This window comes from Candidatus Binataceae bacterium, from assembly GCA_035308025.1.
Taxonomy (GTDB): domain Bacteria; phylum Desulfobacterota; class Binatia; order Binatales; family Binataceae; genus JAJPHI01.
The window spans coordinates 1-26,874 of sequence record DATGHL010000034.1 but is presented as its reverse complement, the minus strand read 5'-3'; the positions used below and the strand labels follow the sequence as shown (position 1 = coordinate 26,874).

General features: G+C 61.2%; 25 protein-coding genes. 17 read left to right on the top strand and 8 right to left on the bottom strand.

Going from position 1 to position 26,874, the window contains the following annotated elements; genetic code table 11:
- Positions 1 to 65: 65 nt before the first annotated feature.
- Genes VKS22_11065 through VKS22_11055 form a run of 3 tightly spaced genes read left to right on the top strand, consistent with a single transcriptional unit; the run spans position 66 to position 3,193 of the window.
- Positions 66 to 1,523 (top strand): APC family permease, encoded by a 1,458-nt coding sequence (locus tag VKS22_11065; protein HLW71147.1) that lies wholly within the window; start codon positions 66 to 68, stop codon positions 1,521 to 1,523.
- A gap of 34 nt (positions 1,524 to 1,557) precedes the next feature.
- Complete coding sequence (locus VKS22_11060) at positions 1,558 to 2,400, top strand: MOSC N-terminal beta barrel domain-containing protein (protein ID HLW71146.1); 843 nt, start codon at positions 1,558 to 1,560, stop codon at positions 2,398 to 2,400.
- Positions 2,401 to 2,452: 52 nt separating this feature from the next.
- On the top strand, positions 2,453 to 3,193 hold the full coding sequence (locus VKS22_11055) for an XRE family transcriptional regulator (protein ID HLW71145.1): 741 nt from the start codon (positions 2,453 to 2,455) through the stop codon (positions 3,191 to 3,193).
- Between the two features lie 24 nt (positions 3,194 to 3,217).
- On the opposite strand, the gene VKS22_11050 is transcribed toward VKS22_11055, so the two are convergent.
- The 4 genes from VKS22_11050 to VKS22_11035 form a co-directional block, all read right to left on the bottom strand.
- Positions 3,218 to 4,906 carry a hypothetical protein gene (locus tag VKS22_11050; protein HLW71144.1) on the bottom strand — a complete coding sequence of 563 codons (1,689 nt, stop codon included), beginning with the start codon at positions 4,904 to 4,906 and terminating at the stop codon, positions 3,218 to 3,220.
- Positions 4,907 to 4,959: 53 nt separating this feature from the next.
- A complete protein-coding gene (locus VKS22_11045) occupies positions 4,960 to 5,508 on the bottom strand; it encodes a hypothetical protein (GenBank protein ID HLW71143.1) in 549 nt (182 codons plus the stop codon).
- Between the two features lie 11 nt (positions 5,509 to 5,519).
- A complete protein-coding gene (locus VKS22_11040) occupies positions 5,520 to 5,909 on the bottom strand; it encodes a hypothetical protein (protein HLW71142.1) in 390 nt (129 codons plus the stop codon).
- Between the two features lie 265 nt (positions 5,910 to 6,174).
- Positions 6,175 to 6,618, bottom strand: coding sequence for a hypothetical protein (locus VKS22_11035; protein HLW71141.1), 444 nt, complete (start codon positions 6,616 to 6,618; stop codon positions 6,175 to 6,177).
- A gap of 400 nt (positions 6,619 to 7,018) precedes the next feature.
- Between VKS22_11035 and ispG the strand changes: the two genes are divergently transcribed.
- Both ispG and VKS22_11025 read left to right on the top strand, forming a co-directional pair.
- Positions 7,019 to 8,158 carry a (E)-4-hydroxy-3-methylbut-2-enyl-diphosphate synthase gene (ispG, locus tag VKS22_11030; protein ID HLW71140.1) on the top strand — a complete coding sequence of 380 codons (1,140 nt, stop codon included), beginning with the start codon at positions 7,019 to 7,021 and terminating at the stop codon, positions 8,156 to 8,158.
- Between the two features lie 220 nt (positions 8,159 to 8,378).
- On the top strand, positions 8,379 to 8,732 hold the full coding sequence (locus VKS22_11025; protein HLW71139.1) for an SdpI family protein: 354 nt from the start codon (positions 8,379 to 8,381) through the stop codon (positions 8,730 to 8,732).
- Here the strand turns inward: VKS22_11025 and VKS22_11020 are convergent.
- The 4 genes from VKS22_11020 to VKS22_11005 all read right to left on the bottom strand — a co-directional run bounded on the left by VKS22_11020 (position 8,722) and on the right by VKS22_11005 (position 12,278).
- Positions 8,722 to 9,603, bottom strand: coding sequence for an LLM class F420-dependent oxidoreductase (locus VKS22_11020; GenBank protein HLW71138.1), 882 nt, complete (start codon positions 9,601 to 9,603; stop codon positions 8,722 to 8,724). The genes VKS22_11025 and VKS22_11020 overlap by 11 nt on opposite strands.
- 294 nt (positions 9,604 to 9,897) lie before the next feature.
- Complete coding sequence (gene fsa, locus VKS22_11015; GenBank protein ID HLW71137.1) at positions 9,898 to 10,548, bottom strand: fructose-6-phosphate aldolase; 651 nt, start codon at positions 10,546 to 10,548, stop codon at positions 9,898 to 9,900.
- Positions 10,545 to 11,102 (bottom strand): 2-amino-4-hydroxy-6-hydroxymethyldihydropteridine diphosphokinase, encoded by a 558-nt coding sequence (gene folK, locus VKS22_11010; protein ID HLW71136.1) that lies wholly within the window; start codon positions 11,100 to 11,102, stop codon positions 10,545 to 10,547. The genes fsa and folK overlap by 4 nt, the downstream gene beginning before the upstream one ends.
- A 9-nt stretch (positions 11,103 to 11,111) precedes the next feature.
- Positions 11,112 to 12,278, bottom strand: coding sequence for an LL-diaminopimelate aminotransferase (locus VKS22_11005; protein HLW71135.1), 1,167 nt, complete (start codon positions 12,276 to 12,278; stop codon positions 11,112 to 11,114).
- Between the two features lie 306 nt (positions 12,279 to 12,584).
- Between VKS22_11005 and VKS22_11000 the strand changes: the two genes are divergently transcribed.
- From VKS22_11000 to VKS22_10945, 12 genes are all read left to right on the top strand, one after another.
- On the top strand, positions 12,585 to 13,505 hold the full coding sequence (locus VKS22_11000) for a sulfotransferase domain-containing protein (protein ID HLW71134.1): 921 nt from the start codon (positions 12,585 to 12,587) through the stop codon (positions 13,503 to 13,505).
- A gap of 42 nt (positions 13,506 to 13,547) precedes the next feature.
- Positions 13,548 to 14,513: a nitronate monooxygenase gene (locus VKS22_10995; protein HLW71133.1), complete on the top strand. Its 966-nt coding sequence runs from the start codon at positions 13,548 to 13,550 to the stop codon at positions 14,511 to 14,513.
- Between the two features lie 292 nt (positions 14,514 to 14,805).
- Positions 14,806 to 15,327: a cytochrome c3 family protein gene (locus tag VKS22_10990; GenBank protein HLW71132.1), complete on the top strand. Its 522-nt coding sequence runs from the start codon at positions 14,806 to 14,808 to the stop codon at positions 15,325 to 15,327.
- Positions 15,328 to 15,339: 12 nt separating this feature from the next.
- Positions 15,340 to 18,312 carry a molybdopterin-dependent oxidoreductase gene (locus VKS22_10985; protein ID HLW71131.1) on the top strand — a complete coding sequence of 991 codons (2,973 nt, stop codon included), beginning with the start codon at positions 15,340 to 15,342 and terminating at the stop codon, positions 18,310 to 18,312.
- Positions 18,313 to 19,677: an NrfD/PsrC family molybdoenzyme membrane anchor subunit gene (gene nrfD / locus VKS22_10980; protein ID HLW71130.1), complete on the top strand. Its 1,365-nt coding sequence runs from the start codon at positions 18,313 to 18,315 to the stop codon at positions 19,675 to 19,677.
- Complete coding sequence (locus VKS22_10975) at positions 19,674 to 20,198, top strand: DUF3341 domain-containing protein (protein ID HLW71129.1); 525 nt, start codon at positions 19,674 to 19,676, stop codon at positions 20,196 to 20,198. Before nrfD ends, VKS22_10975 begins: the two co-directional genes overlap by 4 nt.
- 30 nt (positions 20,199 to 20,228) lie before the next feature.
- Complete coding sequence (locus VKS22_10970; GenBank protein HLW71128.1) at positions 20,229 to 21,446, top strand: hypothetical protein; 1,218 nt, start codon at positions 20,229 to 20,231, stop codon at positions 21,444 to 21,446.
- The gene (gene coxB, locus VKS22_10965; GenBank protein ID HLW71127.1) at positions 21,443 to 22,495 is read left to right on the top strand and encodes a cytochrome c oxidase subunit II; all 1,053 of its coding nucleotides are present in this window, start codon (positions 21,443 to 21,445) and stop codon (positions 22,493 to 22,495) included. Before VKS22_10970 ends, coxB begins: the two co-directional genes overlap by 4 nt.
- A 10-nt stretch (positions 22,496 to 22,505) precedes the next feature.
- Positions 22,506 to 24,965 carry a cytochrome c oxidase subunit I gene (gene ctaD / locus VKS22_10960; protein ID HLW71126.1) on the top strand — a complete coding sequence of 820 codons (2,460 nt, stop codon included), beginning with the start codon at positions 22,506 to 22,508 and terminating at the stop codon, positions 24,963 to 24,965.
- Positions 24,962 to 25,312: a cytochrome C oxidase subunit IV family protein gene (locus VKS22_10955; protein HLW71125.1), complete on the top strand. Its 351-nt coding sequence runs from the start codon at positions 24,962 to 24,964 to the stop codon at positions 25,310 to 25,312. Before ctaD ends, VKS22_10955 begins: the two co-directional genes overlap by 4 nt.
- A 40-nt stretch (positions 25,313 to 25,352) precedes the next feature.
- On the top strand, positions 25,353 to 26,156 hold the full coding sequence (locus VKS22_10950) for a cytochrome c oxidase assembly protein (protein ID HLW71124.1): 804 nt from the start codon (positions 25,353 to 25,355) through the stop codon (positions 26,154 to 26,156).
- A gap of 169 nt (positions 26,157 to 26,325) precedes the next feature.
- A partial coding sequence (locus VKS22_10945; protein ID HLW71123.1) for a hypothetical protein occupies positions 26,326 to 26,874 on the top strand: 549 nt, incomplete at its 3' end.

The window sequence follows — 26,874 nt, the reverse complement described above, 5'->3', positions numbered from 1 at the left end:
GCCGCGGCCGTGATGTTGCCTTGTAGGCACAGTCATTGCGAACTGTTGCCATTGAGGCAACAATTATGAATCAAGCAGAGGTCCCCCAAACCCGCCTGCGAGCGAACTGCCTGAACTTCAGCGAAGTGTCCGCGATGGCGATCGCGCTCATCTCACCGACCATGACCGCGGCCCTCATCGTCCCGCTGATGTACAGCAGCGCCGGCAACGCGAGCTGGCTCGCGTACCTGTTCGGCACCGTGATGCGCCTGTTTGTCGCGCTTAACCTGAACCAGTTCGCGCGCCGCTCGACGTCTGCGGGCTCGATGTACGCCTACACGGTGATGGGACTGGGGACGACGGCCGGCAACGTTTCTGGCTGGTGCCTGCTGTGGGCCTATCTGTTTATCGGCACGGCGGGGATGACCGGCTTCACGATCTTCGCCAATACGCTGCTCGGCATGGTGGGTCTGCAACTGCCGCCCTTCATCCTGTTCGCGCTCTGCGGCGCGGTCATCTGGTTCCTGGCCTACAAGGATATTCAGCTTTCGAGCGTGCTGATGCTGGTGCTGGAAGGCATCTCGGTGGCGCTGATCCTGATTCTGTGCGCGATCGTGCTGTTCGGGCAAAACTCGATCTTCGATCCCGCGCAGATCAAGGTCGAGGGCGCCTCCTTCTCGGGCGTGAGCCTGGGCGTCGTCACGGCGATCTTCAGCCTGGTCGGTTTCGAATGCGCCACCGCCTTTGGCGCCGAGACGAAGGACGCCCTGCGCACGATTCCGCGCGCGGTGATCGTGAGCCTGCTGCTGACCGGCGCGTTTTTCGTTTTCGTCTCCTACACCGAGGTGCTCGGCTTTATCGGCTACAAGACCACGCTCGATAAGGTTGACGCGCCGCTCAACGTGCTCGCCGATCTGATGAGCGTCGGCTGGCTCAAGGCGCCGATTTCGGCGGGCGCGATGATCAGCTTCTTTTCGCTGGCGCTCTCCTGCCTCAACTCCGGCGCGCGCATCATGTTCCCGATGGGTCAGATGAACGTGCTGCCTGTCGGGATCGGATCCTCGCACAAGACCAACGGCACGCCGCACGTGGCAGTAACCGTGATGGCGGCGCTGATCTTCATTGTTCCGGTTGCGCTGACCGCGCTGTTCAAGCTCGAAGTGCTCGACGCCTTCAACGACGCGGGCACCTTCGGCGCCTTCGGCTTTCTCGGCGCCTATTTTCTGATTTCGCTGGCGGCGCCCGCCTACCTCAAACATTGGGGCAGGCTGACGGCGAAGGAGATCGCGATCCCGGCGATCTCCGTGGTGCTCCTGATGGTGCCAGCCGTCGGCAGCGTCTACCCGGTCCCGTCGTGGCCGGTGAACATATTTCCATACATCTTTCTCGGCTATCTCGCGATCGGGATGGCCTGGTTCATGATCCTGCAGCGCCGGCCGAGGTTCGCCTTAAGCGTCAGGCAGAAGATCAGCTCGGAGCACAGTGCATCGATCAACCTGAAACTCGTAGCCAGGCCGGAGCCACGCGAACGGGTGACCGCCTGAAGCGGACGCACACTGAGCAAAAGGAACGATGATTATGGAGCTTGAAGCGAATTCCGCAATCACGCCGATAATCGGCGCCGTCGCCGGGCTCTGGCGCTACCCGGTAAAATCGATGATGGGTGAGGAGCTCGAAACCGCGCAGTTAACCGAGCGCGGCGTGCTCGGCGATCGCGCCTACGCGGTAATCGACCAGGCGACTGGCAAGGTCGCGAGCGCCAAGAATCCCCGCAGATGGCCGCAGCTCTTCGGGTTCAGCGCAGCCTATGCTGCGCCGCCCCGCGCCGGCGACGCGCTTCCTCCGGTGGTCATCGGGCTGCCCGGCGGCGAGGCGATCCGCAGCGACTCGCCGTTGATCAATCGCCGCCTCGCCGCACTGCTCGATCGCGAGGTTACACTCGCGTGCGACGTCCCCGCGCAGCCCCATCTCGAGGAATACTGGCCCGACCTCGCGACCCTGCTGGCCCATCGCGACGAAGTTACCGACGAGGCGATGCCGCCCGGCACCTTCTTCGATTGCGCGCCGATTCACGTGTTGACCACGGCGACCCTCGCGCGCCTGTCCGAGCTCTATCCCGAGGGGCGCTTCGAGCCGCGTCGTTTTCGCCCCAACCTGCTGATTGCGAGCAATGCGGGCTCGGCAGCGTTTCCCGAAAACGACTGGGTGGGCCGCACCCTTGCGATCGGTGCCGAGGTTCAGCTCAAGATTTCCGGCAACACCGGCCGCTGCGTGATGACCACGCTGGCGCAGGGCGGGCTGCCGCGTGACCTCGCGATCCTGCGCACCGCCGCTACCCACAATCAAGCCAATGTCGGCGTTTACGCCACGGTCACGCGCGCAGGTCTCATCCGCCCGGGCGACTCGATCACGCTGGTGTGATCGCCCGTGTCGTACGATTGCCAAGCGCCGAAGGCGATGGTAACAAGCGGGCATGGCCGCGAATCTGAGACCCGCGCCGCCGCCCGTACAACTGCACGCGCGGCTCGGAGCCCTGCGCCGCGCTCGTGGCTGGAGTCTGGCTGAGCTCGCGAGCCGTACCCAGCTCTCGCGGCCCTACCTCTCGCGGCTCGAGAGCGGAAATCGGCAGCCCTCGCTCGCCGCGCTGCTGGCGCTGTCGCAGGCCTATCAGATGCCGCTGCAATCGCTCGTCGATAGCGGAGTCGAGTTCCAGCCGTCGGCAGTGACGGTCTCTGGTGAACGCACGCAAATCCGGCGCGGCAACGGCCTGCTCTACCGCACAGTTTCCGGCGGCGGCCCCGGGGTCAATCTCAATGCGGTTCATGTGACGGTGCCGAATAGCCGCCGTCCGGTGCCCCTGGCTCATCACGAAGGCGAGGAGTTGCTTTACGTGCTGTCTGGCGCGTTGAACCTGAGCTTCGAGCATCAGACGCATCTGCTGAAGCCGGGGGATTCCGCGCATTTCGACGCGCGCAGGCCCCATCGGCTCGCGGCCGCTGACAACCGCGACGCCGAGGTGCTCTTGGTCGCCTACGTCCCGGCCGCTCGGCGCGAAGAGTCCGTCACGATCAAGTCCGCGCCTGCGATAGTCTCGCGCCCGCGTGCGGTCGGTACGGCGAAAACACTTGCGCGGAAAAATCTCGCGCGGAGCAAAAAGGTCGCCGCGCCATTGGGCGCCGTCGCAATCTGCACCGCCCTCGAGCAGACTCCCTGATCGAGGGTTTGGCGCAAATCGAGATTATCTTTCCGGGATCTCTGCAGGCGGCTCGACCTTCGGGCTTGCCAGCACTTTTTCTGCCGTTCGTGCGACAGCGTTTTCCGGATCTCTGCTGAGAGCGTGCAAATCCTTGATCGCTTCCGCGGTTCCGATATCGGCAAAGACCTGGGCGGCGAGCATGCGGTCCCGCCATTCGGCAGATTTACTCAGCGCAATCGCATAGTCCAGGCCCGCATCAGGCGAGCGCCCCAGAAACCGCTCTATTTTTGCGGTCTCAATCTTCCTGCAATCTGCCGGTTCAGGTGTCCCTGGCGCCGGCGACCCTGCTGCCCACTTGCGTCGCCACGCCTCGGTTTCACTCCGCAGCGTTTCGATCTTGCGCTGATAAAACCGCGGGAAACGTTTGCTCACATTTTTGTAGCCTGCACCGGTCCAGGCATAGATCCACGGGAGTGTCGGATTGCAGCAGGCTTCGCACTGAAAAATAAATCGCTGATCTATGACAAGTTCATATTTGCCGTCGCCATCGAGATCCTGAGCCACCACTTCATCGGGACCAGGATCAACCCACATCCAATAGTGTGCCAGACCTGCCAGAGTCTTATCCAAAATCTCGACGACGTAGCCGCCATGTTTCTCATTCAGGTTGGTTTCGGCGACCAGTGATAGAACGCCGGAACCGCGCAAGTCAACGAATTGAAACGAATCGATGTCCTCATCCTGAGGCAGATTGCCGTCGGCAGTCCCTTGTTTCAGGTTGTCGGCGTAGGCCAGCAGGGCGGCGACGTCTGCCTTGGTCGGTGGCCGGGTGGCGAGACTCGGCTTTGCGGTCGCGGACCAGTCGGCCGCAAGCAGTGGCGGCGGGGTGTGCATTTCCTTTTGTGCTGCTGGGGAATCTTTCCAGAACTCTTCTGCGCGGTTGGCCACGGATTCGTCAGGGTCTGACATCATCGAATGCAGACGCGCGAAGGCCTTAGGCGTCGCGATGTCATGCAGAATATCGACGGCGAACTGCCGCTGGTCAGTATCTTGGCTCCGCGACCACTTGATGGCGTCTTTGAGCCCGGCATCCGGCGACGCGCCCATCAGGCGTTCAATCTTTCCCGCCTCAGCCTTAACGCAATCCTCGTCGTCGATCTTGACCGAGGCGACGGATCCGGCGGGGCCGCTCTTCTTCGCAGCTTCCATCGCGAAAAGCGTCCGCCTGACCTCGGCAAGTTTCTCTGCGTAAAAGCGTTTGAAGCGAGGGCTGACGTCTTCGTAGTCGGCGCCGGTCCAAGCGTAAATTACCGGCCAGTGCGGCGCACAATGGTTTTGCTCCCAGTCGCTTTGGTCAAAGACCAACTCCAGCCTGCCGTTGTGCTCGAGGTCTCGCACCATGCGAGTGGCGTCTGCGTCGGTCGCGGTGTTTGTCAAAAACTGGCTCCTAAAGTCCGGCCGGTTGCCAGCGGCGTGGGAGTCTCGATCGATTATCTCAAGATATCCCCCTCGAAGGATCACCAGTGCGAATCTGCCGGACCTACGCAAATCGGCGAAGCTGAAAGAACCCAGTGGCGGGTAATTGCCGGGCGATACTGAACTTACGAAGCTTTCGACCTCCTTCGTGGAAGGTGGATTGGTTGTGAGGTTGGGCTTGGCGCTTACCGACCAGTCGCGCTTGGCGAGATCTGGAATCTGCGCGGCGATCGCGATGGGTAAGGCTGAGGCCAACAGAATAACCGCGGCCAGGAAAACGGTCTTGCGAGCCGCTACCAAGTAGAGTTTTACAGCAGCGCGCCGCGGAAGGTTTCGTCGCGCAGCGGCGGGTTCTGCAACAGATTGATCGCCCAGCGGCGCGCCTGTTTCAGTGCCTCTTCGGCGCGCTTGAACAGCCGCTCACGCTGCATCGTGCTCCAGACGTAGACGTCCACCGACGGCTCGTCGGCCAGCGTCACGTCGATCAGCCAATCCTCGATCTGCGGACCGCAGATCAGCAGCCGCAGCAGCCGCCCATGATCGAGCACGATGCCCCGTGCCTCGCGCGGCAGGCGGAACTCTTCTTTGATCCGTTTGACCAGCCGCTCCGGATAGCGCTCCTCGGTCATCGGGACGTAGGCCCATGTGCCCGGCTCTGGCGCGGCGGCGTTGGCGATCCTGAGATTATTGTCGGTGAGGTCTTCTTTGGCGCGGTCCTGATTGTAGTCTTTGCCCACCGTGTAGAAGCTCATCGCGACGTCGACCTGCGACACCTCGCCCTCGGTCTTGACCTGCCGCGGCTTCTTGATTGTGGTCTCGACCCACCAGCGATTTTCGACGTTGGGCTTTTGCGCCATCAGGATAAAGCTTACGCGGCGCGACGGGCCGCGGTGCTGCGGCGGGTTGCGACAGTCGTGGGCTGGCGCTTGGGCCTCAGGCCGCGCACCATCCGGCAGGTGAAGGCTTCGGCCTTGCGTTCGGCGTCGGTCCAGAACAGATAATGCCCGAGCTCGTGGTAGACGGTCTGCACCCACATTCGCTCGCTGTTATAGACTCGTCCGCGCCGCCAGTTTTCCGGATGCACCAGATGGATGCGTCCGTCGTCGAAAGTTTTGCCTGCGGCCTTACCCCAGTCGATATATTCGCACCACTCGATGCGTGGCGGCTTGACGAGGAAGTAGCGGCAGAAGTCTGCGATTGCGCGTCGGAACAAGATTGGGCGGCCACGATGGAAAAATTCAACCAGCTTGCGATCCATCTCACGACGGTGAACAACGGGTGGAACCAGCATACGCACGAAGTGAGCCCTCCAGATGAGACTTTGATCATAGAGAGCGCAGCCCATCACAGTCAAATCGTTGGTAAACACGAAGTTATAGCGAAAGTTTGTCGAAAGTCCTGACTTCGGTGTGCCGTAAATACGACTCTTAGGAAGAAACGACAAGTCAGGGAATGTAGATAAGAAGCTTGGCGTGCCGGATACCTTGAGGCGGCCTCGGCACGCGTGGCAGACAATCGGTGGTTCAGGAAGAGGTCGCGGCAACTCGTTCGGGCCGACGGCGCACCCGATTCGCCGTCATGTGCTGCGCGCGGCTCGATTCCTTAAGTCGAAGATGCCCTTGGGCGAGTCGTGGCGCGCTGGCATGACCCCGCGTCAGGCCAGTCATCCGCCGCCGCAAGATAGCCGAATCGATCCCGAGCGCGTCGCAAATGCTGTCAAATGAGAACGGATAGCCGGTCCCGAGCGTGTTGACCCAATGCGCTGCCTCGGCGAAGGCCCGCCGCTTGCGAGCGCTGCCGACCCCGCGCCATCCTTGCAGGACGTTGATGGCGTCGACCAAAACGGCGAGCATCAGGCGTTGTTCGCTGCACAGGCCGCCGGAACCCATCGCGCCAAAATATTGCGATGGCAGGATTATATCGCTGAGCCCCAAATCAACGACTGCTTTGTTGGTCTCCGGTAGCATCGTAATCTCCTCCCCGTTGACGATCCGAACGCCCGACCGAACGAGGGATGAGCTAACTTCGTGCCATATCTATAGCCCGAAGGCGGTGCAAAATCATCCAAAAATCCGACACTTTTCTGACGGTGACTCCTGAATCGACACATGGATGGCAAGATCACTGCTTCGCTTTTGATGCGGCTGCCGCAAATGGTACTAAGCGTCTGTTACACTTGGCGTCCGCTTACGTGATCATCAGCAGAAATCGACGCAAGCCCAAAGATGCGCATGCGACGAGCGGGCGCACCGCCTTACGATACGGTTCCGGCCCGTGCTAAGTTAAACTACGCAACTGCAGCCCAAATAGATGGGCGAGCGGGTCCGCAGTGATGGGGCCCCGCAACAGAGAAGGATTCGCAGCGAAGTGGAGCAACGCAAAACCCGTACAGTCAGGATTGGCGCGATAGCGGTCGGCGGCGACGCGCCGGTGGTGGTGCAATCGATGTGCGCGACGCGCACCGTCGATATCGACGCGACCGTCGCGCAGACCCATCAGCTCGCCGCCGCCGGCGCGGGTATCGTGCGGATCGCGCTCGACAACGAAAAAGAGGTCGCGGCGCTCAAAGAGATTCGGGCGCAGACCGCGGGTGTCACGCTCTCGGTCGATCTGCAGGAGAACTATAAGATCGCCGGCAAGGTCGCGCCATACGTCGACAAGATTCGCTACAACCCCGGCCATCTGCATCATATCGAGAAGGCCAAGTCGATTCCGCAGAAGGTACAATGGCTGGCCGAGATCGCCCGCGACCACGACCTGGCGATTCGGATCGGCGTCAATTGCGGCTCGGTGGCGCCGGCCTTTCTCGAACAGCACCCTGGCGATCAGCTTGCGGCGATCGTCGAGTCGGCCGCCTATCACTGTGACCTGATGGATCAGTTCGGCTTCGAGCGCTTCGTCGTTTCGCTCAAGGACTCCGATCCGGCGAAGGTGCTCGACGCGAATCGGCGCTTTGCCGAGCGGCGGCCCGACGTGCCGCTGCATCTGGGGGTGACCGAGGCCGGACTACCGCCCGACGGCATCACCAAGACGCGCCTCGCCTTCGAGAAGCTGCTGGCGCAGTCGATCGGCGAAACTATCCGGGTCTCGCTGACCCTACCCAACGATCGCAAGCATGAAGAAGTGCTCGTCGGCCATAAGATTATCGAGGATGTCAAGGCCGGCCGCTTCATCTCGGTGCCGGATTTCGGCCAGGGACTTAATATCATCTCGTGCCCGTCATGCTCGCGGGTCGAAAACGAAAAGTTTGTCGAGCTGGCGCAGGAGGTCAAGGAGCTGACCACCTATGCCGCGATGCACAAAATCACGATCGCGGTGATGGGCTGCCGGGTGAACGGGCCGGGCGAGACCGACGACGCCGATTTGGGGCTGTGGTGCGGTCCGACGACGGTCAACCTCAAGCGCAAGTCGCGCAAGCTTGGCAACTTCAAGTATGACGAAGTGATCGGCCGCCTCAAGCTGGAAGTCGATAAGCTGATCGCCGACTCTGCCGCTGCCCGCAACTAGTGACCCTCTGCACAGCCCCTCGGTGTCATCCTGAGCGAAGCGAGCAACGCGAGCGCAGTCGAAGGACCTCGGACAGCTGCGCGTCAGCGCAGCCGGTACCGGTCTCTTCGGTGCGGCGAGCACCGCGAGCCGTGTCGAAGGCCTGCCCTGAGCGTAGTCGAAGGATCAAAGTGGAGCGATTTAAGAATTCAGGTAGGCTGAGCGTTTTGGAGGGGAGCGAATGGTCGCCGCCATTGTCTGTTTCACAGCCAGCCTGATCGTCGTCGCGATCGCGTATCCGCTGTGGGCCGGGAAAATCCCGCCAAATAGTTGGTACGGTTACCGAACGCCGCGCTCGATGGCTGACGAGGAAAGCTGGTACGCGGCCAATCGGATGGCAGGCCGCGACTTGATTGTCGGCGCTGTGGGTAGCGCTGTTGTGATGATCGCGATACTCGCGGCAGGCCGCTGGATTGGCCATGCCGCATCTGGATTCCGCTCGTCGTCTTCGTTGCCGCGATTCTCAGTGCGGTCGCGCACAGCATCTGGCGAATTGAACGGGTTCAACCCGATCACGAGCCGGGTCACCCATTGATTTCGTAACGCACCGCTGATTCCTGGCGGATCGCCGGGATGATCTCTTTGGCGAAGCGGCGGACCCATTCGCGGTCCTTAGGCGTGACGGAAAAGATGATATGCGTGACGCCGGCCGCGACGTATTCCTCGACTTGACGACGAGCGTCGTTCGCTGAGAACGGCCCGGAGATCAGCACGGACTTTTCGATCGTGGCCGGGTCGCGGCCAATCGTTGCGCAGTGCTGTTCGAGGCGCGCGATCTTGTGGCGGAAGACCTCCGGCGTGCCGAAGGAATTCCACATCTGCGCGTGACGCGCCACGATCGCGAGGGCGACCTCTTCGCCGGTCGCGCCGACCAGGATCGGCGGATGGGGCCGCTGCAGCGGCTTCGGGTTGAAGCTGGCGTCGCGCAGATTGAAGTGCTTCCCGCTGAAGTTCGCGCGCTCCTCGGTCCAGAGCAGCTTGATCACCGTCAACGCTTCGTCGAGCCGTCGCAACCTTGTGCCGACGGTCGGGAACGGGATGCCGTATTGATTGTGTTCTAGCTCGAACCATCCGGCGCCAACGCCGAGAATCAGCCGCCCGCCGCTGATGATATCGACGGTCGTCGCCATCTTCGCCAGCACCGCCGGATGACGGTAGGTGTTGCCGGTGACCATCGTGCCGATCCGAACGCGCTTTGTCGCCATCGCGAGGGCGCTGAGCGCGGTCCAGCCTTCGAGGCAGGGCCCGGTCGGATCGGAAAATATCGGCAGAAAATGATCGAAGACCCACGCGGTTTCGTAGCCGAGGTCATCCACCTCCTGCGCGAGCGCGAGAATCTCGGGCCAGGTCGTATTCTGTTGCGGAATCTGGATACCGAAACGAAGGGGAAAGGCTAATTGCGGCACGGCGTGATGAACTCCTTATACCGGTTCTACACCCGCGAGGAAGGTCCGGCGAGAGCCTCAAGGTTTTGCTGCAATCGCTTGCATAGACTGAGGTGGGAGCCGCGCGCTCTTTCTCGAGATCAATGGATTTAGCTTCAGCGCGGCGGAGGAGAGCGCCACTCAAGCTGTGGTGGGCCTTGCGTCGGGAGCGCTTGATGAACGGTCATTCGCCGCCTGGCTGCGCGAGAATGTGCGGCGAGACCGCGGCCGACGTCGCCGGTGAGGGGTCGCGCGCCTCGCCTCAAAGCTAGCGCTTCAGATCTTCTGCTTGGACTCGCGCCAGTCGGCGAGGAAGCGTTCGAGGCCGATCTCGGTGAGCGGATGATAGAGCGTCTGTTTGATCACGGCGAAGGGCAGCGTCGCGATGTGCGCGCCGATCTCGGCTGCGCGCAGCAGATGACCGGGCGAGCGAATCGAGGCGACCAGCACCTCGGCGGGATAACTGTAGTTTTTGATGATCCGCAGCAACTGCTCGACCGCGGCAAAACCGTCCTGCCCGATATCGTCGAGCCGGCCGACGAAGGGCGACAGATAGCACGCTCCGCACTTGGCCGCGGCCAAGCCTTGAAGCGGGCTGAAAATCAACGTGACGTTGACGCGGATGCCGCGTGCGCTCAAGGCCTTGGTGGCCTTGAGGCCCTCGATCGTGAGAGGACATTTGACCACGATATTCGGATGGATGCGCGCGAGTTTCTGCCCCTCCTCGCACATCGTCGCGGCGTCGGTGGCGACGACTTCGGCGCTGATCGGGCCGTTGACCAGATCGCAAATCTCGCGCAGGACTTCGGCGTAGGGGCGGCCGGTCTTGGCGAGCAGGCTCGGATTAGTGGTCACGCCGTCGGCCAGGCCCCAGCTCAACGCCTCGCGAATCTCAGCGGGCTCGGCAGAATCGACAAAGAATTTCATCTAACGGTTACCTCCCGCCGGGCTTGCGGACGGAGCTGATCCGCGCGCGCCAGGGCGACTCGCTGGGCCGATTTGAGATCGACCAGGAGTTCGGAAATGGTCTTGTTGGATTTCGGATGGATCAGCGCCGGCGCCAACTCGACCATCGGGGCCAGCACGAAGCGCCGCTCGTGGAGCCGCGGATGAGGTATGGTCAGGGCAGGCGTGTCGATCACTTCCTTGTTGAAGAAGAGCAGATCGAGATCGATCGTACGCGGGCGGAGTTGGACCCGCGCCGCCGGTTTGCGGCTGGCCGGGGCGCGTTTGCGGCCCATCGCGCGCTCGATGGCCAGCAGCCGCCGCATCATCGCGTCGGCCGCGAATTCGGTTTCGACCTCGATCACGCCGTTCAGGAAAGCTCCCTTGATCTCGCCCACCGGCGCGGTTTCATAAATCGATGACTGGCGGACGATACGGGTCCCCGGCAGCGCCGCGATCCGCTCGATCGCATCCCGATAGTTCGCGGCACGATCGCCGAGGTTGCTGCCGATACCAATAAAAGCCCGATTGGGCATTCTCCGCCGTTATAACCGCAGCGTCTGGATTCGCCCCACCGCCTCTTGCAGCCGCGCGTTCGGGACGGTCAACGAGAAACGCACGTAACCTTCCCCGCTTTTGCCGAAGCCCGAACCCGGAGTGATGACGACGCCGGTCTCTTTCAATACGCGCTCGGTAAACGACACGGATGTGTAGCCGGCCGGTGTTTTGGCCCACAGATAGAAGGTCGCGCGCGGCGCGTCGCATTCGAGCCCGAGGCGGCGCAGCGCTCTGACCATGAGATCGCGCCGCGCCTGATAGATCGCGCAGTATTCGCGTAGCGTGGCGTCGCCGCCGTCGAGCGCCGCGATCGCGGCCTCCTGCACGGGCTGAAAGACGCCCGAATCCATGTTGGTCTTGACCGTACCGAGCGCGCCGACCAGTTGTGCGTTGCCGGCCGCGAAACCGACGCGCCATCCGGTCATCGAGAAAGTCTTCGAGAGCGAATGGAACTCGATCGCGCATTCGCGCGCGCCGTCGAGTTCGAGCACGCTCGGCGCGCGATAACCGTTGAAGGCGATTTCCGAATAGGCGATGTCGAACGCGAGGATGATGTTGTGCTCGCGGCAGAACTTGACGGCGCGCTGCAGGAACTCCGGCTCGGCGGTCGCCGCGGTCGGATTGTTCGGATAGTTCAGCCACATCAGCTTGGCGCGCCGCGCGACCTCGGCGGGAATCGCGGCCAGGTCCGGGATGAAGGCGTTGTCCTTGCGCAGCGGCATGAAATATGGTTCGCCGCCGTTGAAGACGCAGCCGGAGTAATAGACCGGATAGCCCGGATCGGGGATCAGCACGATATCGCCCGGATCGACTACAGCGACGGGAAAATTCGCGATGCCTTCCTTCGAGCCAATGAGGGCGCAGACCTCGCGCGCCGGATCGAGAGTCACGCCGAAGCGACGCCGGTACCAGTTGGCCGCGGCTTCGCGGAAACGCTCGAGCCCCTGATAATCCGGATAGCGATGGTTGGCGGGCAATTCTGCCGTCCGCTGCAATGCGCTGACGATATGGGCGGGCGTCGGCAGGTCGGGATCGCCGATGCCCAGGCTGATCACGTCAACGCCGGTCTGCTGAACCTCGCGCTTGAGCCGGTCGAGCTCGGCAAACAGATATGGTGGCAGCAGGCTCAGTCGCGCGGCGGTTTTAATCTGCACCTTGACGAATTCTTAACTCCCAGTAGTGCCTCAAATAATTAACACACTTGACCGGCCGCCGAAACCGGGCCCATCCGCACGCGCGCCACGCGGATGTCAAGTTTCCACAATGCACAGTTATCCACAGCGTCGCCGCGCTGGTGACGAGCCGAGGTGCGGTCGAGTCCGCGAGGCGTCAGATCTCCGCAAGCTGCGTCAAGGTTCCCAGTTACATCCTATTGAAAGCCTTAGGCTTGCTTTATCGATTGAATCTGCTTTATCGATATGCCTCGAATCCCAACCCCACGTCGAATATCGAGGTCAATCGTGAGCGAGAAGCTTCCCGTCCTGAGGCGTCCTCAGCGAAACTTCATGATGGACAGTCTGCGTTGGAATTTCTTTGCGCCGCGGGCGGACGACATCGTGGTGGCAACTTCGTACAAGGCCGGAACCACCTGGGCCCAGAACATCGTCGCCAACCTGATTTTCTCGGGACGGCTTCCCAGCTCGATCCACGAGTTATCACCCTGGCTCGATATGCGCATCTTTCCGCTCGAAATAATTCTGACCAACCTCGAACAACAGACCCATCGCCGTTCGCTCAAGACGCATCTGCCGCTCGACAGCCTGCCGTTTTATCAGGAGATCAAATATATCTATGTCGGCCGCGACCCGCGCGACGTCTTCATGTCCATGTGGAATTTTTATGGCGATTTTAATCTGCAGACGCTTGCGGCCTTCAACAGTATTCCGGGGCGAGTCGGACCCGAGCTGGAGCCCTGTCCGGCCGACATTCACGAATTCTGGCGCATTTGGATGACGCGCGGCGCCTTCGAGGCGGAGAGCGATGGCTATCCGTTCGGGTCGGTACTGCGTCATGCCCAGTCGTGGTGGGATTACCGCGAGTTGCCGAATATCCTGTTCGTGCATTACGCCGATCTGCTCGCCGATCTCGAAGGTGGCATGAAGCGAGTCGCGCACTTTCTGGAGATCACCCCGCCGGCTGACGCGTGGCCACAGATAGTTCGCAACTGCACCTTCGCGGAAATGAAGACGCACGGCGGTGATTTGATGCCGCAGACGAAAATGATTCTCAAGGGCGGCCCTGATTCCTTCTTTCACAAGGGCACCAATGGCCGCTGGCGCGACATCCTCGATGAGGATGAATTGAAGCTCTACGATGCCGCGGCCAAGCGCGAGCTGGCCCCCGACTGCAGACGCTGGCTCGAGCAGGGCGGCGCGGTCTGATAATCGCGCCTCGCTGCGTGAAGCCGCGAAGAGGAATCAACGATGTTGCATACGCCAATCTGCGATTATTTCGGGATCGAGCATCCGATCGTGCTGGCCGGAATGGGCGGCGTCGCGATGCATCAACTGGTCGCCGCAGTCTCGAACGCCGGCGGCCTCGGCGTCCTCGGCGCGGCGGCGCTCTCGCCCAAGGGGCTGCGCCGCGAGATCCAGCTCACGCGCGAGCTTACCGACAAGCCCTTCGCGGTCGATCTGCTCGCGCCGATCCCGTCGATGATGCGCCCCTTCATGCCGATTCTGCTCGAGGAGAAAATCAAGATTTTCGTCGCTGGGCTCGCCGTGCCCGCCGAGTTCATCCAGTCGATGCATGAGCACGGGATGAAGGTCGTCGTGATGTGCGGCAAGGTCCATCACGGGGTCAAGTCGCAGGAGGCCGGCACCGACGTGGTTGTCGCGCAAGGGACCGAGGCCGGTGGCCATACCGGAGAGATCGGCACGCTGGCGCTGGTGCCGCAGATGATCGACGCGGTGCGGCTGCCGGTGCTGGCGGCGGGCGGGATCGCCGACGGCCGCCAGGTTGCCGCCGCTCTGACGCTCGGCGCACAGGCCGTAGTGATCGGGACCCGTTTCATCGCCACGCCCGAGGCGCAGGCGGCACCCGCCTATCGCGCCGCGATCCTCAAGGCGCACGAGGACTCGACGCTCCGCACCCGCGCCTACACCGGCAAGACCTGCCGCGTGATCCGTACCGAATACGCGATGGAGTTCGAGCGCGCGCCCATGACGATCAAGCCCTTTCCCGAACAGGTCGAGGTCTCGCAGCGTAACGGCGTGATGGATTACAGCGGGCTCAACGGCGACCTCGATCCTACGCGCGGCTTTATGCCGACCGGACAGGGCGCCGGGCTCATCCGCGAGACCAAGCCTGCGGCGCAAGTCTTTGCCGAGCTGCTCGCTGAAACCCGCGCCGCGCTGACCCGCGCCGGATCATTAATTCAAGCGAGATGAAGGAAAACTTGCGGCCGGCGGTCTCAGGCGGCGGCCTCAAGCGCCGCCGGTGCCTCTCAGGCGCAGCGAGTTGACTGCCTACTTGAGCATTAACCGCGCTTGCTTGCGAAACTCACAAATGTTAGCTCATCTAATGTTAAGGAAAAATCGACGGGCCGATTATTAACTGAGCTTGCGGAAGCCACACGCGAATGTTAGTAATCCTTCCGTTTGTTCGCCGCCAAGACGGAAGCGGCGGCCATCGGACGACAGGGGACAAGCGGGGAAGCCTCCAGATTCGCGTTAAAATCCAATGGGAACGATGAATCGCATCCTGATTCCGGTCGCGTTGCTGCTCTTTCTCGGAGCGGCCGGCATGGTCGGCTTTTCCGAGCGCCCCTGGGCGGCGCGCAACGATGTCGAGCAACCGATCCCCTTCAGTCACCGCGTCCACGCGGGCATTAACAAGATTCCCTGCCAATACTGCCACGAGTACGCCCGACGCTCGGCTACCTCCGGCGTCCCGCCGGTTGCGCGCTGCGTCGGATGCCATGGCAACGGCCTGCTGGGCGGGATTCAACCGATCACGCAGCCTTGGACGGATAAACATCAGCCGCCATTCGAAATTCGCTGGAACCGCGTCTATGCGCTGCCGGACTTCGTCAAGTTCGTGCACAAGCCGCATATCTGGGCGGGCGTCGCCTGCCAGGAATGTCATGGTCCGGTCGAAACGATGGATCGCGTGGTGCCGGTGCATGAAATCAACATGGGTTTTTGCATCAACTGCCACACCAAACGCGGCGCCACGCAGGACTGTTTTGTCTGCCATCACTGAGCGAGGAATCTAATGCCAGACGGGCTCAGCAGGCGGTCATTCCTCAAACTTGCTGCGACGGCGGGGGCCGCCGCAGCGATACCGGGATGTGAGCCGGCCGCGCGCAAGATAATTCCCTACGTCATCCCCGACGAGAACATGATTCCCGGGGTGCCGACCTACTTCGCGACCACCTGCACGGAATGCTCGGCCGGATGCGGCATTATCGCCAAGGTGCGCGAGGGGCGCGTAATCAAAATCGAGGGCAATCCGGCGGATCCAATCAGCCAGGGGGCGACCTGCGCACGCGGTCAGGCTGCCTTGCAAGGGCTCTACAATCCTGACCGCTTGGCGACGCCCAAAGTGCGCCAGCCGGACGGCAGCCTGACCGAGATTTCGTGGGCAGCCGCGCAGACCCTTTTCAACAACAAATTGGCCGCGGCAGCCAAAGCCGGCAAGGATCGGATCGCTTTCATTGGCGCTCCGCAGGGACCAACGCTCGGTAAAATTACGACCTTGTGGGCGCAGGCCTACGGCTCGTCGCGGGTGGCCTTTTGGGAGCGCATCAGCGAAGAGCCGGCGCGCGCAGCCGCCGAAGCCTGTTTCGGCCGGCGCGAGATGCCGATCTATCGGCTGGATCAGGCCGAGACGATTATCTCGTTTGGCGCGGATTTCCTCGAGACCTGGGGGTCGCCGGTCGAGCAGACCCGCCAATATGCCGCTTTCCGCGCGCCGCGGATGCGCAAGCAGGGGCTCACAATCGGGCGCTCCGTGTACGTCAATCCGCGCATGGGGATCACCGGCGCGAAATGCGACAACTGGATCGGTGCTAACCCGGGCAGCGAGGGCGCGGTCGCGATGGCGGTCCTCAACGTCATCGTCAGCCAGGGCTGGCTCGCAGCCCATGCGAACGCCGACGCCACGGCGGCCAAAGCCTTCGCCGCCGGTTACGATCCCGCCGGCGTCAGTGAAAGATCCGGCGTTCCGGTCGCTCAAATCAACCAGATGGCGCAGTGGTTTGGGCAGGCTGATAGCGCGGTCGCACTCCCCGGCGGCGACGACCCGCGGACCTATATTGCTGCATATCTCTTGAACGCGCTGACCGGCAACATCGGCAAAACCATGGTTTTCCTCGACGGCGCGCCGGCCGAAGCCGCGACCCGCCCGGATGATGTCAAGGCGACGCTTGATGCGATCGGCAGCGGCAGCGTTGACGTAGTCGTGATCGCCGGCGGCGCCAATCCGGTCTTTACGATGCCGCCGCTGTGGAGCCCGGCAGCCGCGATTCGCCACGCCCCGTTTGTGGTCTGGACGGGCGACGCGCCCGACGAATCGGCTGAAGGCGCAAACCTTTTGCTCCCGACGCATCATGCGCTCGAAAGCTGGCGCGACAGCGCACCGCGCGCGGGCCTTTATGGGCTCGGGCAGCCGGTCATGCAACCGGTCTTCAAGAGCCGGCCGCTGCACGACATTCTGATCGAATCTGCGCATCTGGTAGCGGGCCAGGCGGCGAGCATCCCGTGGGAGAATGGCGCGGACGCGGTGAGCTCGGCGTGGGAAGAGTTGCAGGGGAAAATTGCCGCCGATTCGAATCCCAAAGATTTCTGGAATCAGGCGCGGCGCACCGGCGGCGTATTTCAGGCGGCGAAAGAGCTCGCCGTGAGCCTGAGTCCCGCCATCCTCACGACACCACCGACGCCCCCCCTCGAAGCGCGTGGACAGTTCATGCTGGCCGCGTTTCCTCATCCGTTCCTCTACGACGGGCGCGGCGCGAACAAGCCCTGGTTGCAGGAGATTCCGGAGCCGTCGAACCAGATCGTCTGGGATACCTGGGCCGAGATGCATCCTGACACCGCAGCGACGCTCGGTCTTTCCGAGCATTACAAATCGACGTATCTGTATGCCGGCATCGACGTCATCGAGATCACGACGCCGGCTGGCAAGTTCGATCTGGCGGTGCATATCACGCCGCTGGTCAAGCCCGGCGTCATCGCGGCGCCGATCGGCAATGGCCACAGCAGCTACGGACGCTACGCGAGCAAGGTCGGCATAAACTTGTGGAACTATCTCCCGCCGAACGCGCGCGGCGTTGCCGTGCAGGCGCGCAAGACCGAGGCGCAGTACAAGCTGACGACGCCGCTCGGCAAGAGCGACATGATGGGCCGCTCGATCGTCGAAACCATGAGCGTCGAGCAGCTCGCGAGCGGAGCCAAGACCGATATCGAACGCGAGCAGGAAGAGAACACGCCGAAGACGCCCTATGAAATGTACGAGCCGTGGAAATACGACGGCCACAAGTGGGGCATGACGATCGACGTCAATTCGTGCACTGGATGCAGCGCCTGCGTCGCCGCCTGTTACGCCGAGAACAATATCCCCTTCGGCGGCAAGAGCGAGGTTGATCGCGGGCGAATCATGTCGTGGATTCGCATCGAGCGCTTCATCCCGAGCGTGGAGGAAGCTGCGCACGCGCCCAATCTGTACATCGCGCCGGTGCTGTGCCAGCAATGCGATCACGCGCCGTGCGAGCCGGTCTGTCCGGTCTTTGCGTCATCCCATACGCCCGAAGGCCTCAACGCGCAGATTTACAATCGATGCGTCGGCACGCGTTTTTGCGAAAACAACTGCCCCTACAAGGTTCGGCGTTTCAACTGGTTTCTGCCCGAATGGCCCGAGCCGCTCAATCTTCAACTCAATCCGGATGTGACGGTGCGCGGCGCGGGCGTGATGGAAAAATGCACCTTCTGCATCCAACGCATCACCACCGCCGAGATCGACGCCCGCACCGATGGTCGCAAGCTAGTCGATGGCGAGATCATCACGGCCTGCGCGCAGGCCTGCCCGGCCCGCGCCATCAGCTTCGGTGATCTTAACGATCCCGCCAGCGCGATGCTTAAGCGGCGCACCGACAACCAGGGCCGCAACTACACGATGCTGCCCGAGTTCAACGCGCTACCCCAGGTCACCTATTTGCGCAGTCTCTATTCGGAGAAGGGGAAGGCTTAAATGGCCGCCGCCATCGACACCAAAATCGAGCCCAATTTCATCGACGTTGATCGGCAGGCGCAGTGGGCTTTTTCGCCCGGCGGGCTCAAGTACTGGCTCTGGATGCTCTTCTGCGCCTCGATGACCGCGATCGGCGGCGCCTTCTGGATGCATCAGATTTACTACACCTTTGACTCGACCGGTTACGGCCAGCCCAATTTGTGGGCGGTTTACATCACGAATTTCGTCTTCTGGGTCGGTATTGCGCACTCCGGGACGCTCATCTCGGCGGTGCTCTTTCTGTTTCGTGTGCGCTGGCGCACCGGCATCTTCCGGCTCGCCGAAGCGATGACCGTCTTCGCCGTCGCGACCGCAGGCCTTTTCCCACTGATCCATCTCGGACGAGTCTGGTTTTTTTACTGGCTGGTGCCCTATCCGAATGAGCGTTTTCTGCAGCCCGACTTCCGCTCCCCGCTGGTCTGGGATCTGTTTGCGATCAGCACCTACCTGACTATCAGCGTGCTGTTCCTTTTCACCGGCATGATTCCGGATATTGCCAACGCGCGGGAGAAAGCCGTCGGCTGGCGCAAAATGCTCTATTCCATTCTGTCTTTTGGATGGCAGGGGACGGATCGGCAGTGGCGTAACTTCTCGATGGTCTATCTGCTGCTCGCCGGCTTTGCAACGCCGCTGGTGCTCTCGGTTCACAGCGTGGTTTCCTGGGACTTCGCGATGACGCAGTTGCCGGGCTGGCACAGTACGATCTTCGCGCCCTACTTCGTCTGCGGCGCGATCTTCTCCGGCTGCGCGCTGGTGCTGACGCTCGCGATTCCGATGCGCCGCCTGATGAAGCTCAAGGGCCTGATCACCATTTGGCATCTCGACAATCTGGCCAAGGTCGTCCTGCTCACTTCGGTGGTCATGAGTTACTCCTACGCTACCGAGTCATTCATGGTCTGGTACGCGCAGGATCCGATCGAGATGGTGACTTTCCACGAGCGTTATTTCGGGCCGCAGGGCTATCTCTTCTGGATGATGATCTTTTGTAACTGCGTCGTGCCGCTGCTGCTCTTCATACCGCGCGTGCGCACCAACACCATCTGGCTCTTCATCATCTCAATTTTCGTCAACATCGGGATGTGGCTCGAGCGCTTCGTGATCTTCGTGGGCTCGCTCTCGACCAATGCCGATCCGTCGCAGTGGCGTTTCTATCAGCCCCATCTGACCGAGATTTTTATCACGGTCGGGAGCTTCGGCTGGTTTCTGATGAATTTCTCGCTGTTCGCCAAATTCCTGCCGATTGTGTCGACGACGGAGCTCAAGGAAGGGCTCAGATACTTGAAGCAGGCGGTGCGCGAGACTTACCCCTATCGGAAGGCGGCATGAGCGGCGAAATCGCATTGGTTTCAACTTTCGCGAACGAGGACGATTGCGCCCGCGCAATCGAGGAGCTGCACGCCGCGCACGTGCATCAGTTCCACGCCTTCACCCCCTATCCCAGCGAGAAAGTGCAGGAGGCGGCGCAGGAAGCGCGTGCGCAAGGACGCAGCCCGGTGCGCCTGTGGGTGCTGATCGGCGGGATCACCGGGTTTCTCTCCGCGATCGCGCTGACCGTCGGCACTTCGCTCGAATGGAATCTCAACACCGGCGGCCGCGCCGTCGCCTCGATCCCGCCCTTCATCGTGATCATGTTCGAGTTGATGATCCTCTTCGGCGGGGTTTCCGGTGTCACGGGATTTTTTCTGCACAGCGGGATGCCGGTGTTTGATCCATCACCTGGCTTCCAGCCGCATTTCGCCGCGGACAAGTTCGGCCTCGTGGTTCAATGCTCTGAGGGCGATCTAGCTAAATACGAATCAATCCTGCGCGAAGCCGGCGCCGAAGACCTTCGGCGCGAGGCCGCCTGAGCCGTGGCGTTTGAGGATCGAAGCCCGAACATGAGCGAAATCCAACCTCAATCCCTTGGCGCCGCTGCCGTTCGTCCCCTGCATCGGCCAGTCGAACTCAATTGGAAGCGGCTCAATCTCATCGGCGGAGTGCTCGCCGCGATCGGCATCGTCGGCTTTGTCATCGCGCTGCTGTTAGGCCGCGATGATCGGGTCTGGCACATCTACCTGGTTAACTTTCTGTTCTTCATCGGGATCGCACAGGGCGGGGTGGTGCTCTCGTGCGGCTACTACCTGACGCAGGGACGCTGGACGCGGCATGCTGTTCATATACGAGTAGCCGAGGCGGGTTGGCCCTTTCTAATCGTGGGCGCGGTGCTCTTCTGGGGCATCTTTGCCGGTCGCGAACATATCTTCCCCTGGATTATGCATCCGGTGGTCAAAAAGGCGGCCTGGCTCAACGCTCCATTTATGTTCACCCGCGACGGCATCGCGCTCATTCTCCTGGCAATCGTCAGCGCCTGGTTCGTCAGCCACTCGCGCGGGCGCGCCGCGATGCTGTGGGCGAGCGAGCCGCTGACGATCGAGATGCCGCCGACGGCGATTCGGCGGCTCGCCCCGCTAGTCGGCGTGCTCTACATCTTCCTCTATACGATGCTGGCGATTGACCTGATCATGTCGCTCGCGCCGCTCTGGCATAGCACCCTCTTCGGCTGGTGGTGGTTCGAGATGTGCTTTTGGAGCGCGATCTGCGGCTCGGCGTTCGTCGCTACATATTTCCGTCGCCGGCTGGGTCCGGAGACTGCGTTCAGCGACCAAAGCATACTCCACGACTACGGCAAACTTGTCTTCGCTTTTTCGATCTTCTGGATGTACCTTTCGTTCGCCCAGTATCTGGTCATCTGGTACGGCGATCTGCCGACCGAGACTTTTTTTCTCATCCTGCGCTTCTGGCATCGGCCTTGGGAGCCGTTTGCGTGGCTCTGCCCGATGTTGAACTGGGTCGTCCCGTTCTTCGTTCTGATGGGCGTGAAACCCAAGAAAAACCCCGTCATCCTGCGGACGGTTGCGCTCCTGGGCATGGTTGGCGTCTGGCTCACGGATTTCGTCATGGTGGTGCCGTCACTGTCACCCAATCATGTGCCGCTGGGATGGGTCGAACTGAGTATCACCGCCGGGTTCCTCGGCATTTTCCTGTTGTGTCTTAATCCTGGATTGCAGCTTGCGGCCCGGATGGCGACAAGCGGTGCCGGCGGAATGGAACGATGATCGCGTCAAGCAAAAGGGGCCGCTTGGGCTGGGTGATCGGAGTAATCGCGGCGGCGCTGGCCGCGGCCGGATGCGCGCCGCCGCCGGGGACGCATTATCGCCTAGATACGCTTTCGCCCAAATCCGATCTGACGCAAAAGTTCTACGATATCTTCGTCACCATCACCGCGATCGATATAGTCATATTGATTGTCGTCGCGGTGGTCTTCTTCCTCGCGCTGTTTGTTTTTTCGAGCCGCACCGGCGAGCCGGGTGAACCCTCGCACAAGCATTCGGACGTCTATCTCGAGATGGCCTGGACCATCATCCCGTCGATCATCGTGGTCGTCATCACCGTTCCGACGGTCCGCGCGATCATCCAGACGCAGCCCGAGAAATGGTCGGCCGATACTTTTGAAGTCCGCGTCATCGCCCATCAGTGGTGGTGGGAATTCCGCTACCCCTCGACCGGCGTGGTCACCGCCGACGAAGCCCATATCCCGGTGAATCGCACGATCCATTTTTCGATGGTTTCGCGCGACGTGATCCACAGCTTCTTCATGCCGGCGATCGGCGGCAAGCGCGACGTCGTGCCCGGCCAGACCAACCAGATCACTTTGACGGCCAACACCCCGGGTGAATACTGGGGGCAGTGCACGGAATTCTGCGGCGATTCCCATGCCAACATGCGCTTCCGGATCTTCGTCGATACGCCCGAGGATTTCGATCGTTGGACCAAGCACCAGCTCGAAGACCCGGTCAAGCCCGATTCCGGTCCGGCCGCGGCCGGAGCGAAAATCTTCGCCGACGCGCCCTGCGCTATCTGCCATACGATCAAGGGCGTTACCGGGTTCTCCAAGGAATATACTTACGGCTTTCGCGGCCCGGACCTGACCCATTTCGGTGAGCGCGGCACGCTGGCCGGCGCGATCATGGACAACACTCCGGAAAATGTCGCACGCTGGATCAAAAATCCCGATGCGGTGAAGCCTGGCGCCAACATGCCGACCCTCGGGCTCAGCGGCGAGGACCTCAACGACCTGGTGGCTTATCTGGAAAGCCTCAAATAGGAATTGAACGATGGCTGCCCAACCAAGACCAATTCATCACGTCGAACAGGCCAGCTACCTCGAAGGCGGGGGTATCTACGGCTGGCTGACCACGATCGATCACAAGCGCATCGCGGTGCTCTACGGCATCACCGCGATGGTGGCGCTGGTGTTCGGCGGCACCGAGGCGATGCTTGTGCGCACCCAGCTCATGTACCCGGACAACAACTTTCTCAGCGCTCACACCTACAATCAGTTTTTCACGATGCACGGCCTCACGATGATCTTCCTGGTCATCATGCCGCTCGAGACCGGATTTTTCGGTAACTTCCTGATTCCGCTGCAGATTGGCGCGCGCGACGTCGCCTTTCCGCGGCTCAACGCCCTGAGCTATTGGATCTTCCTATTCGGCGCGATCACGCTGAATCTGGGCTGGCTCTATGGCGCACTGCCGAACGGCGGCTGGTTCGGCTACGCCAACCTGACCGAGCGCTATTACGCACCCGGGCCCAATATCGATTTCTTCGACCTCGGCCTGTTGATCCTCGGCGTCTCCTCGGTGATGAGCGCGCTGAACTTCTTCGTCACCATCGTCAACATGCGCGCGCCCGGCATGACCTTCATGCGGATGCCGATGTTCATCTGGTCGCTGCTGATCACGGTCATCCTGATTCTGCTGGCCTTTCCGGCGCTGACGGTCGGCCTGATTTTCCTCTTCATGGATCGCTACTTCGACACGCACTACTACCGCGTGGTCGCCGGCGCAACTCCGATGCTCTGGCAGCATCTGTTCTGGATCTTCGGCCACCCCGAAGTCTACATCATGATCCTGCCGGCCTTCGGCATGATCTCTGAAGTGATCCCGGTCTTCTCGCGCAAGGCGCTCTTCGGCTATCCGATGATGGCCTACTCAATGATCCTGATCGCCTTTTTGTCCTACGGCGTTTGGGGCCATCATATGTTCGCGACCGGCATGGGCCCGGTCGCCGATGCCACCTTCTCGATCACCTCGATGCTCATCGCGATCCCGACGGGCATCAAGATTTTCTCCTGGCTGGCGACGATCTGGGGCGGCCGGCTCCGCTTCACGACGGCCTATCTGTTTGCGGTCGCGTTCGTGTTGCAATTCACGATTGGCGGTCTCAGCGGCGTGATGCACGCCAGCCCGCCGATCGACCTTGAACAGACCGACAGCTATATTATCGTTGCGCACTTTCATTACGTGTTGGGCTTGGGCGCGCTCTTCGCGATCTTTGCCGCGCTCTATTACTACTGGCCCAAAGTCACCGGCCGGATGATGAACGAAAGTCTCGGCAAGTGGCATTTTTGGCTCGCGGTCTGGTCGTTCAATGCGACCTTCTTCCCGATGCATTTCCTCGGCGAACTCGGGATGCCCCGCCGCATCTATACATACGCGCCGCATATGGGCTGGGACTTCTGGAACAAGTGGGAGACCTGGAATGCCTATATAATCGCCCTCTCGTTCATTCCGTTGCTGCTCAATATCTACTGGAGCCTCACCTCCGGCGAGCGCGCCGGCGCCGATCCCTGGGACGCGCGGACACTCGAATGGTCGACGCCGACGCCGCCGCCTATATATAACTTCGCTGAGGTTCCGACGGTGACCTCGCGCGACGCTTTCTGGGTGACGAAGTACGGCAGCGTCGAGGCCTCCGGTCTGCAACAGGGACCGCCGGTAATCGCACCCGTCCTGGTCGACGTCAGTAAGATTCATATTCCGCTACCCTCGCTCTACCCGGTTTTCATCGCTTTGGGCATGTTTGGGATGGCGATCGGCGTGCTGGTCGGCTGGTACCGCGTCGTCTTCACCGGTATGGGGTTGCTGGGGTTGGCCGCAATCGCGATGTCGTTCGAATACAAGGAGTGGGGCGAAGAGAATCTTCACTCCGTTGCCGAGAGCTTCCTCGGACTGGACCATCGCAAGGTCGGCATCTGGAGCTTTATCGGTTCGGAATGCGTCTTTTTCGCCAGCCTGATTTCGACCTACATGGTTTACAAGGGGCGCAGCCTCGGCCACTTCGACGCCTATATCCTGAATATTCCGCTGACTTCGTTCAGTACCTTTGTACTACTCACTTCGAGTCTGCTGATGGTCTTGGCGCTGGCCGCGTTTCAGCGCAACGATCAGAAATGGGGCACGATCTGGTTGCTCGGTACTGCTCTATTCGGCCTGATCTTTCTCGGTGGCCAGGTGTATGAGTTCAGCGACTTCTGGCTCGATAAAGGCATGGTCTTCAATAGCAACCTTTTCAGCCAGTGCTTCTACACCCTCGTCGGCTTTCACGGCTTCCACGTCTTCATCGGCGTAGTCTGGCTAGTCGTGATGGCCGTTGCCGGGATGTTCGGCAAGCTCGACTCAAAACGTTCGCTCTCGGTCGAGCTCTGCGGCCTCTACTGGCACTTTGTCGATATCGTCTGGGTTATCATCTTCGTGCTGGTCTATCTGATGAGGACGGTTAAGGGCGCATGAGCAGCGAACACGCGATTGAACATGGCCACGGCGGAGTGCATCACGCCGTCGAGGAAAGCCACCATCCGACGGCCAACCAATACCTGGTTATTGCGTTGATTCTCACCGTGCTGACGGTGGCCGAGATCGGTGTCTACTACGTACCGGCGCTGCAACCGTTGCTGGTGCCATTGCTGCTGATTCTCTCTTTCTGCAAATTTGTGCTCGTCGCCGCCTATTACATGCATCTGCACTTCGATAGCCGGGTCTTCTCAGTGTTGTTTATTTTCCCGCTGATGCTGGCGTGTCTCATCCTGGCGTCGCTGACGATGCTGTTGTCTTATCTCGCACATCATCCGGGGCCATAGCCGAAGTATCTAGTCGGCCCACTCAGAGTTTGCATATTAAATGTGGGAAGTTGATCCGTCCACGCTGATCTCGATTGCGATTCTGCTCGCCGGCTACGTTGGCGCGTCGCTTCTGCTCAAACGTTCTCCAACGCTCGCGCAAGGCGGAACGTACGCCGCGGGCCTGTTCGCGATTCTGGCGGTGCTCTCCGGGCCGTTGGACCAATTCAGCAAAGAACGGTCGTTCTTCATCTATATCTCTCAGCAGATGGTTCTGGTCTTCGTCGCGCCGCCACTGCTGCTAGCGGGAACGCCCGACTGGATGCTGCGGCCGATTCTGCTCCATAGGATGGTCGAACCGCTGGCGAGGATCTTGACGCGCCCGCTCTTCGCCTTCCTGTTGTTCGCGGCCGTGTTTACCCTCGTGCACTATCCACTGGTCTGCGACGCGGTTTGCCACGTGCATCCGATTTACGGCGACGTTCACACGCTCCTGCTCACAACGGGATTGTTGCTGTGGTTTCCGCTGCTGAGTCCGTTGCCGGAGTATCCGCGGCTCTCCTATCCATTGCAGATTATGTACTTGTTCCTCCTGATGATCCCGATGACCGCGGTGGCCGCTCCGATCACGATGGCGCAGTCGGTGATTTACACCTGGTACGTGCTGCCGCCCCATCCGCTCGGGCTGTCGCCGATGGCTGATCAGGTGCTCGGCGGATTGATCATGTGGGTGGGGCAGGGCGTCTACCTGATGTTCGTTTTCAGCGCGATTTTTTTCCGCTGGTCGCGACGCGACGACGAGGAGATGCCGCCGATCAATCGCCGCGCTATCCCTGTGCGAGTGCTGCGTCAGCAGCCCCGCTAGATCTGCCTAAACTTTCCGAATTCCTCCCGACTAAGGCTATCGCCGCGCCTTTTACGCTCGTGCGCATAAGCTGCACTTGCGCAGATAAGTCGAAAGGCTTATGTGTCGATCAGCTCAGCGCAGATGTGACTGTTTGCGTTTTGCAAAGGCCGTACTGGCGGAGGATGTGATGCAGCAATCGAAGAGCCGAATAATCAGTGACGGAATTATGGCCGGACTGGTTGGCGGCGCAGTAATCGCGATCTGGTTTTTTATTTTCGATCTTATCAATGGCCATCCGCTTTGGAGCCCGGCCCTGCTGGCCGCGGCCTTATTGCATGGTTCTCAGCAGCCGATCGCGATGACACAAGCGGCCTGGGTCCTGGTCGCCGAATACAGTGTCGTGCATTTTCTCGCTTTCGCCGCGATCGGCGCTGTCGGCGCGCTGATGATCGACGGCGCTGAACGCCATCCCGAACTCTTCGCTCCGTTGCTGGTTTTCACCGTCGCGTTCGAGGTGTTTTTCATCGCCTTGCTGATGCTGATGGGTCCAGCCGCGGCCGCGGCGATGCCCTGGTGGAAGGTCATCATCGGCAACCTGATGGCGACCACCGCGATGCTCGCCTTTTTCTTCTGGCGTCAGCGGGAACTCGCGCAAAATCTTCTTGGTCCCTGGATCGCGGTGCTGCGCGAGGGCGTCATCGCCGGAGTTATCGGCGGCTTGATTGTCGTAGGATGG

Coding starts and splice junctions, on each gene's coding strand:
- VKS22_10990 (HLW71132.1), top strand. CDS start 14,806: ATGGGAACGATGAATCGCATCCTGATTCCGGTCGCGTTGCTGCTCTTT.
- VKS22_10995 (HLW71133.1), top strand. CDS start 13,548: ATGTTGCATACGCCAATCTGCGATTATTTCGGGATCGAGCATCCGATC.
- ctaD (HLW71126.1), top strand. CDS start 22,506: ATGGCTGCCCAACCAAGACCAATTCATCACGTCGAACAGGCCAGCTAC.
- VKS22_11040 (HLW71142.1), bottom strand. CDS start 5,909: ATGGATCGCAAGCTGGTTGAATTTTTCCATCGTGGCCGCCCAATCTTG.
- folK (HLW71136.1), bottom strand. CDS start 11,102: ATGCCCAATCGGGCTTTTATTGGTATCGGCAGCAACCTCGGCGATCGT.
- coxB (HLW71127.1), top strand. CDS start 21,443: ATGATCGCGTCAAGCAAAAGGGGCCGCTTGGGCTGGGTGATCGGAGTA.
- VKS22_10975 (HLW71129.1), top strand. CDS start 19,674: ATGAGCGGCGAAATCGCATTGGTTTCAACTTTCGCGAACGAGGACGAT.
- VKS22_11025 (HLW71139.1), top strand. CDS start 8,379: ATGGTCGCCGCCATTGTCTGTTTCACAGCCAGCCTGATCGTCGTCGCG.
- nrfD (HLW71130.1), top strand. CDS start 18,313: ATGGCCGCCGCCATCGACACCAAAATCGAGCCCAATTTCATCGACGTT.
- VKS22_11035 (HLW71141.1), bottom strand. CDS start 6,618: ATGCTACCGGAGACCAACAAAGCAGTCGTTGATTTGGGGCTCAGCGAT.
- fsa (HLW71137.1), bottom strand. CDS start 10,548: ATGAAATTCTTTGTCGATTCTGCCGAGCCCGCTGAGATTCGCGAGGCG.
- VKS22_10985 (HLW71131.1), top strand. CDS start 15,340: ATGCCAGACGGGCTCAGCAGGCGGTCATTCCTCAAACTTGCTGCGACG.
- VKS22_10970 (HLW71128.1), top strand. CDS start 20,229: ATGAGCGAAATCCAACCTCAATCCCTTGGCGCCGCTGCCGTTCGTCCC.
- VKS22_10950 (HLW71124.1), top strand. CDS start 25,353: ATGTGGGAAGTTGATCCGTCCACGCTGATCTCGATTGCGATTCTGCTC.
- VKS22_11060 (HLW71146.1), top strand. CDS start 1,558: ATGGAGCTTGAAGCGAATTCCGCAATCACGCCGATAATCGGCGCCGTC.
- VKS22_10955 (HLW71125.1), top strand. CDS start 24,962: ATGAGCAGCGAACACGCGATTGAACATGGCCACGGCGGAGTGCATCAC.
- VKS22_11045 (HLW71143.1), bottom strand. CDS start 5,508: ATGGCGCAAAAGCCCAACGTCGAAAATCGCTGGTGGGTCGAGACCACA.
- VKS22_11065 (HLW71147.1), top strand. CDS start 66: ATGAATCAAGCAGAGGTCCCCCAAACCCGCCTGCGAGCGAACTGCCTG.
- VKS22_11055 (HLW71145.1), top strand. CDS start 2,453: ATGGCCGCGAATCTGAGACCCGCGCCGCCGCCCGTACAACTGCACGCG.